Below are 12,335 nucleotides of genomic sequence, written 5' to 3' on the forward strand. Positions count from 1 at the left end.
CGGCGTTCACAGTCGTAGCCCTAATCCTGGGCGCAGTCACACTCCGTCGGCGTACTGGTTAGCCCAGGGGGGCGACCCCCTGGAACCCCCGCCAGCGACGCAGGCGATCCTCACGCCGCCGTTGCGGTCGCTGTGCCCGTTGCGTTTTGCGTGGCGTCGCTGCGGTCGCCTGCGTCGCCGGGCATGCCCGCTCCGGGCGCTAGAGCGCCCTCCGCGTGCCTGCCCGTGGCCGCCGCTTCGGTCTGCGCGCCGGCTCGGGTCTGGTCCAAGAGGGTGTGAATTGTGCTCGTCCAAGAGGTGTCGGGGGTGTGGCACTGGTGTTGGGTGCGGTGGCGCTCCGCCGGCGTATTGCGTGTATCTAGGGGGCGACCCGTGAAGGGGGGTTCTGGTTTACCTGGGTGGGGGTGTTGCGCCTTAATCGGACAGGTGGGTTGAAGTGGGCCATCCCTGGTCGATCGTGCTGGTAGCTTCTGCGCCATGACCGCGCCAGATCATCCCGGACCGCGGCCGCCGCAGCGGGCCGACCAGGGCCCGCAGGCACCGGCGGCCGCTCAGGCCACCGAGGCCCCCGCGGGGCCCGACAACTCCGGCGGCGACGCCGGCGACGCGTTCTGGGCGGCTGCCGACGGTGCGGAGCGCAAGCGCAAGCGGCGGTGGCCGCGCGTCCTGATCGCGATCGGGGTGTTCGTCGCGCTGCTCGTGGCCGGCGTCGGCGGGCTGCTGTGGCAGCGCCAGTCGTCCTACAACGGCAACATCGACCGGATCAAGGGCGTGATGCCGACCGACCAGGCGAACCGCCCGGGGCCGAACGTGGAGGGCACCGAGAACTGGCTGCTCGTCGGGTCGGACTCGCGGGCCGACGCGCCGACGACCGGGGAGGGCAACCAGGTCTGGAAGCCGGGGCAGCAGCGCACCGACACGATCATGCTGCTGCACCTGCCGGCGGACCGGAAGAAGGCGTACATCATCTCGTTCCCGCGCGACTCGTGGGTCGAGATCCCCGGCTACGGCAACCAGAAGATCAACGCGGCGTTCTCGTTCGGCGGGCCGAAGCTGCTGATCGAGACGATGGAGAACCTCACCGGCATCCGGATCGACCACTACGGCGCGATCGACTTCGAGGGGTTCAAGGCGATGACGGACGCGCTCGGCGGCGTCACCGTCAACATCAAGCAGAGCGTGTACGACCCGGCGCGCAAGAAGCAGTGGACGGCCGGCAAGCAGAAGCTGAACGGCGAGGAGGCGCTCCTGTTCGTCCGGCAGCGCTACAACCTGCCCAACGGCGACTTCGACCGGATCAAGCGCCAGCAGGCGTTCCTCAGCGCGCTCGCCAAGCAGGCCGCCGCCCGCGGCACGCTCACCAACCCGCTGAAGCTCGACCGGTTCCTGTCCGCGCTGTCCAAGTCGATCAGCGTGGACGAGGGCGTGTCGGCGGGCGACCTCCGCTCGCTGGCGCTGAGCATGCGCAGCGTCCGGGTGTCGGACGTGACGTTCATGACGCTCCCGCACAAGGGCACCGGCATGCGCGGCAAGCAGAGCGTGGTGTTCGTGGACGGCGCGAAGGCGAAGCAGCTGTTCGACGCCGTCAAGACCGCGCAGATGCAGGACTACGTCAAGCAGCACGGAGGCGGCGACAACCTCGGCACCGTTTCGTGATCGCCGGGCTTAACCTGGGACGAGGAGGTCCAGGGAGCAAGGGGTGCGCACAGTGCTTCGACAGGCGTTGCTCGTCGCGTCGCGCAGTGACGGCGCGCGCAAGGTCGTGGAGACCGCGCCGTTCACCGGCGACGTCGTCCGCCGCTTCATCGCGGGCGAGACGATCGAGGACGCGGCGCGCGTCACCGACCGGCTGACCGGCGAAGGGCTGCTCGTCACCCTGGACATCCTCGGCGAGGACACGCACGACAAGGGACGCGCCGAGGCGAACGTCGCCCAGTACATCGAGCTGCTGGAGCGGCTCGGCGCCGCCGGGCTCGGCACGCGCGCCGAGGTGTCGCTGAAGCTCTCGGCCGTCGGGCAGACCTTCGACGAAGACCTCGCCATGGAGAACGCGAGGCGGGTGTGCGAGGCCGCCAGGTCCGCCGGTACGACGGTCACGCTCGACATGGAAGAGCACACGACCGTCGACTCGACCCTGCGGATCGTCCACGAGCTGCGGCGCGACTTCCCCGATGTGGGCGCTGTCGTCCAGGCGTACCTGCGGAGGGCGGAGGAGCACTGCGCGGAACTGGCCTATGAGGGGTCGCGGGTGAGGCTGTGCAAGGGCGCGTACTCGGCGCCCGCGGCGGTGGCCTTCACCGACCGGGAAGAGGTCGACAAGTCGTTCGTCCGCTGTATGAAGGTCCTGATGACGGGCAAGGGCTACCCGATGCTCGCCACGCACGACCCCCGGCTCATCGACATCGCCGGAGCGCTGTCGGTCCTGCACGAGCGCGACGCCGACACGTTCGAGTACCAGATGCTCTACGGCGTCCGCCCGCAGGAGCAGCGCCGGCTGGCCGCGCAGGGCGCGCAGGTCCGCGTCTACGTCGCCTTCGGGCGCGAGTGGTACCCGTACCTCATGCGGCGCCTGGCCGAACGCCCCGCCAACCTCCGCTTCTTCGTGCGCTCCCTCGCCGGACGGTCGTGACCCGCCCGGCACTAAGCTGGACCGGTCGTTGAAGCCGCACGTCAAGGTAAGCCGATGATCGCGATTCTGGGTGCCGGGAAGATGGGCGAGGCGCTGCTGTCCGGGGTGCTCCGGGCCGGCCGCCGCCCGTCCGAGCTGATGGCGACCGCGCGCCGGGAGGAGCGGGCCGCGCTGCTGCGCGAGCGGTACGGCATCGAGATCGTGCCGAACGCGGAGGCCGCGGCGAAGGCCGAGACGCTGGTCCTCGCGGTCAAGCCGCAGGACATGGGCGCCCTGCTGGACGAGATCGGCGCGCACGTCCCGCCCGGGCGGCTGGTGATCTCGATGGCGGCGGGCATCACGACCGGGTTCATCGAGGCGCGGCTGCCGGAGGGCGTGCCCGTCGTCCGCGTCATGTCGAACACGCCCGTGCACGTGGACGAGGCGATGAGCGTGATCTCGCCCGGCTCGCACGCGGCGGAGGAGCACCTGAAGCTGGCCGAGGAGCTGCTCTCCCCGGTCGGGAAGGTGCTGCGCATCCCCGAGTCGCTGCAGGACGGCGCGACGGCCCTGTCCGGCAGCGGCCCGGCGTACTTCTACTACCTGGTCGAGGCGATGGTGGACGCGGGCATCCTGCTCGGCATGCCGCGCGCCGCCGCGCTGGAGATGGTGATCCAGTCGGCCGTCGGCGCGGCGATCATGCTCCGCGACTCCGGCGAGCACCCGGTGCTGCTGCGCGAGGCGGTCACCTCCCCGGGCGGGACGACGATCTCGGCGATCCGCGAGCTGGAGCGGCACGGCGTCCGCGCGGCCGTCCTGGAGGCCATCGAGGCCGCCCGCAACCGGGGGCGCGAACTCGCGAGCGGCTGAACCGGTTCCCACGAAAAGTTCATCTTTGAACTGAGCCGGTGCGGGGGGTCCGTTCGTGTTAGGGGTATGGGACTCATACTCCGCCTGATCGTCGCCGCCGGGCTGGCGGCGGACGCCATCGTGCACTGGATGTTCGCGCCCGACATGGCCTATGTCGAGGGCGGGTCCATCGGCGGCGACGATCTCTTCCGGATCCAGGCGGCGGTCGCCGGGGTGGTCGCCGTCGTCGTCCTCACCTACGGCACCCGGTGGGCGTACGCGCTGGCGCTCCTGGTGGCGGGGAGCGCGGCCGGCGCCGTCGTCCTCTACTACTACGCCGACCCCGGGGTGCTCGGGCCGCTGCCCGACATGCACGAGCCCGTCTGGTACCTCGACAAGACGATCAGCCTCGTCGGCGAGGGCGGCGCCGCGCTGGCCGCCCTCGCCGGGTTCTTCGTCGCGGGCGGCCGGCGCCGCGAGGAGGAGGACGAGATGTTCGAGCGCGAGCCCGCCGGCCGGTTCTGACCGCACCCGCCTTCGACAGGGGCAGGGCGGGTGCGGGCGGGATCAGGCCGCCTCGGTCCGGCCGGGGGAGGTGTGGTGCGTGACCGAGCAGATGAACTCGGCCGCCTCGCGCATCGCCTCGCCGGCCTCGGGCAGCACGCGGTTCAGGATCTGGAAGACGTGCATCTGGCCGTCCCAGACCTGGAGGTCGCAGTCGGCGCCGGCGCTGCGCAGCGCGTCCGCGAACGCCTCGGCCTCGGTGCGCAGCACCTCGGCGCCGCCGACCTGGATGAGGACGGGCGGCACGTCCGTCCAGGCGCAGGTGAGCAGGGCCAGCCGCGGGTCGTCGAATCCGGCCGGCCCCACCACGAGGCGGGCGACCCGGCGCGCCGACGCGGCGCTGATGTACGGGTCGCGGGCGCCGTCCTGCGCCTGAGCGGAGAGCTCGCAGGTCAGGTCGACCCACGGGGAGAACAGGGCGAGCCCGGCCGGGGCCGGCAGGTCCAGCCGGCAGATCTCCCCGGCGAGCACGGCGGCGAGGTGCCCGCCGGCCGAGTCGCCCGCGATCACGATGCCGGACGCGGGGACGCCGCGCGCGAGCAGCCAGCGGTAGGCGGTGACGGCGTCCTCCAGCGGCGCCGGGAACGGGTGCTCGGGCGCCAGCCGGTACCGGGGGGCGAGGACCGGCAGGCCCGTGTCGTGCGCGAGCCGCGACGTGATCGGCCGGTGGGTGCGCGGCGAGCAGGCCACGTATCCGCCGCCGTGCAGGTAGAGGACGGCGCCGCCGGGCGGTCCCTCGGGGGCGTCCCGGGGGAAGAGCCACTCGCCTTTGACCGGGCGTTCGCCGAGGTCCCCGCCGGGCCGCTCGTTCAGCCCCTCGATCCGCACCCCTCCGCAGGGCCGCATCAGTAAGGAGGCCGCGTCCACCGTGGAGCGGGCCGTCCGGATCCCGGTGGCATGGCCCGGGAGGTAGTGCAGGAGAGGCCGGACGCCCAGCCGCAGAGCGCTGCTGATCGCACGGCTGCGCACGCTCGGGCTGTCCATGTACCCCCCTTTGGTATTTTGACGTCGTGCGGTCGGTATGCCCGTTTTTGGGCAGTAATTCACGTCACAGTCCGGATCGGCGGCCCGCGTGAGCCGGGTCACGTGACGCTCGCGATACCGTGAGGCCATGAGCAGTACCGATTCGTCCCGGTCCTCCCCGCCCGAGAACTGCGGACTCGAGATCTTCTGGGACGAGCGGCTCATCTCCTACGACTTCGGCCCCGGCCACCCCATGAACCCCGTCCGGGTCGAGCTGACGATGGCGCTGGCCCGCGAGCTCGGCGTGCTGGACCGTCCCAACGTGCGCGTGTCGCCGTTCGAGGCGGCCGGCGACAAGCTGCTCGGGCTCGTCCACGAGGAGTCCTACATCGCGGCGGTCAAGCACGCCGGCGCGACCGGGCTGCCCGACGCCCGGCACGGCCTCGGCACCACCGACAACCCGATCTTCCTCGGCATGCACGAGGCGTCGGCGCTGGTCGCGGGCGCGTCGGTGGCCGCGGCCGAGGCGGTGTGGAACGGCGGGGCCGAGCACGCCGCCAACATCTCCGGCGGCCTGCACCACGCGCTCAGCGGCGCAGCCAGCGGGTTCTGCGTCTACAACGACCCGGCCATCGCGATCGCGTGGCTGCTGGAGAACGGCGCCGAGCGCGTCGCGTACGTCGACATCGACGTCCACCACGGCGACGGCGTCCAGGCCGCGTTCTACGACGACCCGCGCGTGCTGACGATCAGCCTCCACGAGACGCCGCGCACCCTGTTCCCCGGCACCGGCTTCCCCGACGAGACGGGCGCGGAGGGCACGTCCGTCAACATCTCGCTGCCGCCCGGCACCGGAGACCGGCCGTGGCTGCGCGCGTTCGACGCGATCATCCCGCCGCTGCTGCGCCGGTTCCGCCCCGACGTCCTCGTGACGCAGCAGGGCGCCGACGGGCACGCGCTCGACCCGCTCGCGCACCTCATCCTCAGCGTGGACGGGCAGCGCACGGCGTACTCGCTGCTGCACCGGCTGGCGCACGAGACCGCGGGCGGCCGGTGGGTGCTCACCGGAGGCGGCGGCTACGAGCTGGTCCAAGTGGTGCCGCGCGCCTGGACGCACCTGCTCGCCGAGGCGGCGGGCGGGCCGATCCCGCCGGGCACGGCGACCCCGGAGGAGTGGCGCGACTTCGTCCGGGAGCGGACCGAGGAGATCGCCCCGCGCCGGATGACGGACGGCACGGACGTGGTGGAGGTCAACCGCTGGGGGGACGGCTACGATCCGGCGAGCCCGATCGACCAGGCGATCCTGGCGACGCGCCGGGCGGTGTTCCCCGAGCACGGCCTCGACCCGATGACCGACGAGTGAGGCACGCACCCGTGGAACCCGCCCCCGTGAAGCCCGCGCCGACCCGTGACGAGCTGCGCGCCCACCTCGTCCGGACGATGATCGCCGGCGACGTGGCGACGCCGCGCCAGAACAACCTGCTGCACTACCGGCGGATGGCCGCCGGGCACCCGTACTACCAGTTCGGCCTGGAGCTGAAGCCGACGTGGACGGAGCGGACCGTCCTGGAGATGATGGTCGAGCGCTGCGGCGTCAACCCCGACCCCAGGCACCTGTACGGGGACGACACCATCGACCCCGACATCACGCTCGACACCCTTGAGGCGATGGGCGACCGCATCGGCCTCGCGGCCCGCCGCAAGGAGAACGTGGTCCTCGCGACCGGCCATCCGGCGACGCTGACGCCCCTGTACCGGGCGATAGCGCGGGCGCTGGACGAGGCCGGCTGCCGGGTGCTGGCGCCCGCGGCGGGCTGGACGTACGAGATCGAGACCGGCTACGGCGGTGCGGACCTGCGCCGCATCGTCTACGCCGAGCCGGGCGTCGCGATGCTGGAGGGCGACGACTACCGGACCCACCACACGCACGACCCGCACCCGATGGAGGCCATGCTCCGGGAGCTGGCTTCTAGCGCCTCTGACGGATCTCCGGAGGCTAAACCTGATATTTGGCCGGATCTGGCCATCGCCGATCACGGCTGGGCCGGAGCCGCCGGCCAGGCGGGCATCGACACCGTGGGGTTCGCGGACTGTAACGACCCGGCGCTGTTCGCCGGCGCCGCCGAGGGCAAGATCGACGTGGTCGTGCCGCTCGACGACGGCATCTCCGCGCAGCACTACGCGCCGCTGACCGCCTACATCCTTGATCGTGCCGGTCTGTCCACTTTCGACTGACTTCCCTTACCTGCGGGCCGGGCCGCTCTGGCGCCCGGCCGTCCTGTCACTGCGTGTGACAGGGCTGCCGTAACGGGGCGCATGGGCTTGCGCAGCGCCATCGAGAACGGCGGAACCGCAGGTCAGCGCGGGGTTGTGGTTGACAACCGTTCGCCCTGGCACGCGTAGTGCCGTCACGTTCGCGCTGCGTACGGGCTCAGCACTGTCACCCGCGAGTCAGGTCAGGATACGGAAATGTGCGGAACTCCCCTCTTGCGACTGCCGATACGCGATTTACGCTGGAGGAAGTACACGTGCGTGATCAAAGTCACCCGAAGGGCCGGTGCGCGGCACGTGTGGAAGAGGGCGTCCGATGACCTCAGGCGAGCGACCTCTGAGTGAGGTCAGGTTCCTGACCGTGGCCGAAGTGGCGGCGGTCATGCGGGTGTCCAAGATGACCGTCTACCGCCTCGTCCACTCGGGCGAGCTCCCCGCGATCCGCGTGGGGCGCTCGTTCCGGGTTCCCGAGCAGGCCGTTCACGACTACCTGCGCGACGCGTACATCGAAGCCGGATAGCGGGTAAGGGCGGGGCATGAGCAACGACCCCGCCGCATACTCACCACCCGGCCGTGCAGGGGGCGTCGGAGCGATCCCCCCGGACCGCTCCGAAGCTGGGGATGCAGGACGAGGACCGGCCGGCGGCCGCCGAGCCGCCGGAGCCGGCGTCGGGGGAACGGGGGCTGCGCCTCCGCCCGCCCCGATCCGGCGAGTCGGTCCGGACACCGAGCGGGACGGGCAGCCGACGCGGGTGCCCGCCCCGGTGCGACGGTGCCCGGCGCCGTACGACGCGCGGTGCCGGACGCCGCGTCGCGAACGCGCCGTGCGCCGGTACGGGACGGGCCGCGGCGTGATCTCCGTTCGTTCGGCGGTAGTCTTGGGCGGCGGACCGTGCGCGCTCACCGAGCCCTGCTCTTCTGCGGGCTTCTCCGCGGCACGTTCGTCTCCTGCACATCACCCGATTCGCCGAGCGAGGTCCCGTGGGCTCTGTCATCAAGAAGCGCCGCAAGAGGATGGCCAAGAAGAAGCACCGCAAGCTGCTGAAGAAGACGCGTATCCAGCGCCGCAACAAGAAGTGATCACGCCGGCAACTCAGCCGTGAAGGGGTGGGGCGCACAGTGTCCTCCATGCCCGCCGCCGCGGCCCGTGTCGTCCTCGTCACGGGCGTCTCCCGTTTCCTGGGGGCGCGGGTCGCGAACGCCCTGCAGGCGGACCCGGGCATCGAGCGGGTCATCGGCGTGGACACGGTGCCGCCCGTGGAGTCCCTGGGGCGCACCGAGTTCGTCCGCGTGGACATCCGCACGCCCGGCATCGCGAAGATCATCGCGTCGGCCGGGGTGGACACGGTGGTCCACCTCAACCTGGTGACCTCTTCGAGCGCCCCTCGGGCGAAGGTGAAAGAGCTCAACATCATCGGCACGATGCAGCTGCTCGCGGCCTGCCAGCGCTCGCCCGACATGCGCAAGCTCGTCGTGCGGTCCTCGGCCGCCGTGTACGGGTCGTCGCCGATGGACCCGGCCGTCTTCACCGAGCGGGACGAGCCCGTCGAGCCGCCGAGGACGGGCTACGGCAAGGACGCCGTCGAGGTGGAGGGCTACGTCCGCGGGCTGATGCGGCGCCGCTCCGACCTCACCGTGTCGGTGCTGCGGTTCGCGAACTTCCTCGGCCCGGGCGTCGACTCCCCGTTCACCCGGTACCTGCACCTGCCGGTCGTCCCGACCGTGCTGGGCTTCGACCCGCGGCTGCAGTTCGTCCACGAGGACGACGGGGTCGAGGTGCTGCACCGCATGACCACCGAGGACCACCCCGGCTGCTACAACGTCGCCGGGGACGGCGTGCTGCTGCTCTCCCAGGCGCTGCGGCGCGCCGGACGGCCCTACGTGCCCGTCCCGGCGCCGTCGCTCTCGGTGCTCGGCGACATGGGCCGCCGGTTCGCGGGCCTGTCCGGGTTCTCGCCCGAGCTGCTGCGGTGGCTGACGTACGGCCGGGTCATCGACACCACCGCGCTGGAGAACGAGCTGTCGTGGCGTCCCAAGTACAGCTCCGAGGCGGCCTTCGCCGACTTCGCCGCGGCCCAGGGCCTCGGCCGCGGCCGGCTGACGGGCCTGCTCGGACGCACCTGAAGGGGGACCGCGGATGATGAACGCCCACCACGCCGACGACGGGGACGAGGGCGCGCAGGTCATCCGGCTGGCCACCGGCCACCACCGGGAGGAGTCCGCCGACTCCGAGCCGGAGCAGAGCCCGCTGGAGCGGACCCTCGCGTCCGGGCTCGCGTTCCTGCGCCGCCGGCTGGCCGGCGAGTACGAGGTGGACGAGTTCGGCTTCGACCCCGAGTTCAACTCCACGATCCTGCTGCCGTTCGCCCGCGCCCTGTACGAGCACTGGTTCCGCGTCGAGCTCGCCGGGCTGGAGAACGTCCCGGAGGGCGGCGCGCTGCTCGTCGCGAACCACTCGGGCACCATCCCGCTCGACGCGCTGATGCTGACGGTCGCGCTGCACGACAACGCCGACCGGTGCGTCCGGCTGCTCGGCGCCGACCTCGTCTACCAGATCCCGGTGCTCGGCCACCTCGCCCGCAAGGCCGGCCACACCCTCGCCTGCCAGGCCGACGCCGCCCGCCTCCTCGGCAAGGGCGAGCTGGTCGGCGTCTTCCCGGAGGGCTTCAAGGGAATCGGCAAGCCGTTCGCCGAGCGGTACAAGCTGCAGCGCTTCGGCCGCGGCGGCTTCGTCGGCACCGCGCTGCGCGCCGGCGTCCCCATCGTCCCCTGCGCCATCGTCGGCGCCGAGGAGATCTACCCCAAGATCGCCGACCTGCGCCCGCTGGCCCGGCTGCTCGGCCTCCCGTACTTCCCGATCACGCCGACGTTCCCGCTGCTGGGCCTCGGCGGCCTCGTCCCGCTGCCGTCCCGCTGGGTGATCCAGTTCGGCGAGCCCATGACGCTGGACGAGTACGACCCCGGCGACGCCGACGACCCGATGACGGTGTTCGAGATCACCGACCACGTCCGCGAGAACATCCAGCACATGCTGTACGAGGCGCTGCTGCGCCGCGGCCCCGCGTTCCTGTGAACCGGCCCGAGAGCCGGCGCAGCGGGAGGACGCGACCGATCGGTCAGCTGGCGCGGTAGTGGCGGCGGAGGGCGATTCCGGCCGCCACGCCGCCCGCGAGGGCGCCCGCTCCGGCGGCGGCCGGGAGCGCGACCATCGTGACCTTGCGGCCGGTGCGGAAGTCGTGGATCGGCCAGCCGTTCTCCTTGGCGTGGGCGCGCAGCTCGGCGTCGGGGTTGACGGCGTGCGGGTGCCCGACGGCCGTCAGCATCGGCAGGTCGTTGATCGAGTCGCTGTAGGCGGAGCAGCGGGCGAGGTCGAGGCCCTCGCGGTGGGCGAGCGCGCGGACGGCCTCCGCCTTCGCCGGCCCGTGCAGCAGGTTCCCGACGAGCCGCCCGGTGTAGACGCCCTCGCGGGTCTCGGCGACGGTGCCGAGCGCGCCGGTCAGGCCGAGGCGGTGCGCGATCGTCCGGGCGACCTCGACGGGCGTGGCGGTGACGAGCCACACCTGCTGGCCGGCGTCGAGGTGCTGGAGGGCGAGGGTGCGGGTGCCGTGCCAGATGCGGTCGGCCATGACCTCGTCGTAGATCTCCTCGCTGAGCGTGACGATCTGGTCGACCCGCTGCCCGGCGACGAACGCGAGCGCGGCCTCCTTGGCGCTGCCGATGTGCTCGGAGTTCTCGGTGCCGCGCATCCGGAACAGGGCCTGCCCCCACGCGAACATCGCGAGGTCGCGCATGGTGAACAGCTTGCGGGCGGCGAGCCCGCGCGCGAAGTAGTAGATGGACGCGCCGCGCATCATCGTGTTGTCGACGTCGAAGAACGCGGCCGCCGCGGGGTCGGGCGCGGGGAGCGGGCCCGGAGGGGCCGCGGCCGCGGCGGCGGCCTCCCCGGCGCTCTTGTGGTCCACGTCGCGCTGCCAGAATCGCCGCATGAGGCGAACTCTAGTCAACCGCCTCCCCGCGGCCGCCGTCCCGGCGGTGATTGCGACACTCTTCACTTCTGTCGTTCGCGGCCGCCATCAGCCGTTCGCGCAGCACTTCACGGAACCGCGGATCCGGCCCCGTCCCGCCGACCCGCAGCCGGGCCAGCGCGTTCCCCCGCTCGACGCCTCTTCCTCGCCTCGTCTTCACAGCCCGGTTCTCATCGGCCGCTCCCTTGCGGAATCCGGGCGCAACGCGCCCCTGCCCGCACAAACGAGCGGGCGGCGCGGCGGGTTACGGCCCGGCAATCAATTGGTAGATAGTCTAATAAGGTTCCGCCGCCGCGCGTCAACGGCGCAGGTCGTCGGGGAGCATGCGGCCGAGCGACCGGACCGCGCGGTACTGCAGCGCCTTGATCGCGCCCGGCTTCTTGCCCATGATCAGCGCGGTCTCGGCGACCGACAGGCCGTGCAGGAAGCGCAGCACGACGCACTCCTGCTGCTCGGACCCGAGCCGCCGGACGGCCAGCAGCAGCGTCCGGTTGGTCATGGCGTCCAGGACGGCCCGCTCCGGCCCCTCCTGGTGGCGGTCCCCGTTCCGGCGTTCCGGCTCGATCAGCTCGGCGGTGCAGACCTCCAGCCGGTAGCGGCCGGACTTGAAGTGGTCGGCGACCAGGTTCCGGGCGATCGTCACCAGCCAGGCGCCGAAGTCCTTGCCCTGCCAGTGGAAGTCGCAGATCCGGCGGAGCGCGCGCAGGAACGTCTCGCTCGTCAGGTCCTCGGTGAGGGAGTGCGTTCCGACCCGGTAGTAGATGTACCGGTAGACGAGTTCGACGTAGTGGTCGTACAGGGAGCCGAAGGCGTCGGCGTCGCCGTCCCGGGCGCGGAGCACCAGCGCCTTGAGGACCTCCGCCCGGTCGGCCCCGGGCTCGCCGGGGCGGGCGTCGCGGGGCCGGGTACGCCAAAGAAGCGGGACGACCCCGGCGTCGAGGGTCAAGCTGCTCATGCAGTTCTCCTCGGGGCGTACGCGACCTCCGGCGTGATCTGCCACTCTAGATACCGGAAGGTACGGGAGGCAATGGCCGTTCCACGGCCCGACCCCCCGC

The 12,335-nt window shown here is 72.0% G+C and carries 12 protein-coding genes and 1 pseudogene; 10 read left to right on the forward strand and 3 right to left on the reverse strand.

Features of this window, described 5'->3' with window-relative positions; genetic code table 11:
- Window positions 1–477 precede the first annotated feature (477 nt).
- The 4 genes and pseudogenes from ACIWVC_RS08395 to ACIWVC_RS08410 all read left to right on the forward strand — a co-directional run bounded on the left by ACIWVC_RS08395 (window position 478) and on the right by ACIWVC_RS08410 (window position 3,982).
- Window positions 478–1,656: an LCP family protein gene (locus ACIWVC_RS08395; RefSeq protein WP_396446258.1), complete on the forward strand. Its 1,179-nt coding sequence runs from the start codon at window positions 478–480 to the stop codon at window positions 1,654–1,656.
- A 52-nt stretch (window positions 1,657–1,708) separates the two neighbouring features.
- Window positions 1,709–2,629 carry a proline dehydrogenase family protein gene (locus ACIWVC_RS08400; RefSeq protein ID WP_396446351.1) on the forward strand — a complete coding sequence of 307 codons (921 nt, stop codon included), beginning with the start codon at window positions 1,709–1,711 and terminating at the stop codon, window positions 2,627–2,629.
- 51 nt (window positions 2,630–2,680) lie between these two features.
- Window positions 2,681–3,478 (forward strand): annotated as a pseudogene (gene proC / locus ACIWVC_RS08405) (pyrroline-5-carboxylate reductase); the annotation flags it as partial.
- Between the two features lie 66 nt (window positions 3,479–3,544).
- Window positions 3,545–3,982 carry a hypothetical protein gene (locus tag ACIWVC_RS08410; protein ID WP_396446259.1) on the forward strand — a complete coding sequence of 146 codons (438 nt, stop codon included), beginning with the start codon at window positions 3,545–3,547 and terminating at the stop codon, window positions 3,980–3,982.
- A gap of 42 nt (window positions 3,983–4,024) precedes the next feature.
- Here the strand turns inward: ACIWVC_RS08410 and ACIWVC_RS08415 are convergent, their stop codons facing one another.
- A complete protein-coding gene (locus tag ACIWVC_RS08415; RefSeq protein ID WP_396446260.1) occupies window positions 4,025–5,005 on the reverse strand; it encodes an alpha/beta hydrolase in 981 nt (326 codons plus the stop codon).
- Window positions 5,006–5,132: 127 nt separating this feature from the next.
- Here ACIWVC_RS08415 and ACIWVC_RS08420 point away from each other — a divergent pair, with 127 nt between their 5' ends.
- From ACIWVC_RS08420 to ACIWVC_RS08445, 6 genes are all read left to right on the forward strand, one after another.
- Entirely contained in the window at window positions 5,133–6,347 is a 1,215-nt protein-coding gene (locus ACIWVC_RS08420) for an acetoin utilization protein AcuC (RefSeq protein ID WP_396446261.1), read from the forward strand.
- Between the two features lie 11 nt (window positions 6,348–6,358).
- A complete protein-coding gene (locus tag ACIWVC_RS08425) occupies window positions 6,359–7,219 on the forward strand; it encodes a phosphatase (RefSeq protein ID WP_396446262.1) in 861 nt (286 codons plus the stop codon).
- Window positions 7,220–7,571: 352 nt separating this feature from the next.
- Window positions 7,572–7,775, forward strand: a complete 204-nt coding sequence (locus ACIWVC_RS08430) for a helix-turn-helix domain-containing protein (RefSeq protein ID WP_021591693.1) — start codon at window positions 7,572–7,574, stop codon at window positions 7,773–7,775.
- A gap of 461 nt (window positions 7,776–8,236) precedes the next feature.
- Window positions 8,237–8,335, forward strand: a complete 99-nt coding sequence (locus tag ACIWVC_RS08435) for a 30S ribosomal protein bS22 (protein ID WP_018654693.1) — start codon at window positions 8,237–8,239, stop codon at window positions 8,333–8,335.
- A gap of 48 nt (window positions 8,336–8,383) precedes the next feature.
- A complete protein-coding gene (locus ACIWVC_RS08440) occupies window positions 8,384–9,379 on the forward strand; it encodes an NAD-dependent epimerase/dehydratase family protein (protein ID WP_396446263.1) in 996 nt (331 codons plus the stop codon).
- 13 nt (window positions 9,380–9,392) lie between these two features.
- A complete protein-coding gene (locus ACIWVC_RS08445) occupies window positions 9,393–10,328 on the forward strand; it encodes a lysophospholipid acyltransferase family protein (RefSeq protein WP_396446264.1) in 936 nt (311 codons plus the stop codon).
- Window positions 10,329–10,371: 43 nt separating this feature from the next.
- Here the strand turns inward: ACIWVC_RS08445 and ACIWVC_RS08450 are convergent, their stop codons facing one another.
- Together ACIWVC_RS08450 and ACIWVC_RS08455 are read right to left on the reverse strand one after the other, a co-directional pair.
- Window positions 10,372–11,241, reverse strand: coding sequence for an HAD family hydrolase (locus tag ACIWVC_RS08450; RefSeq protein ID WP_396446265.1), 870 nt, complete (start codon window positions 11,239–11,241; stop codon window positions 10,372–10,374).
- 337 nt (window positions 11,242–11,578) lie between these two features.
- Window positions 11,579–12,235 (reverse strand): sigma-70 family RNA polymerase sigma factor, encoded by a 657-nt coding sequence (locus tag ACIWVC_RS08455; RefSeq protein ID WP_396446266.1) that lies wholly within the window; start codon window positions 12,233–12,235, stop codon window positions 11,579–11,581.
- Window positions 12,236–12,335: the final 100 nt, after the last annotated feature.

Source organism: Actinomadura sp. (assembly GCF_044508335.1).
Taxonomy (GTDB): domain Bacteria; phylum Actinomycetota; class Actinomycetes; order Streptosporangiales; family Streptosporangiaceae; genus Spirillospora.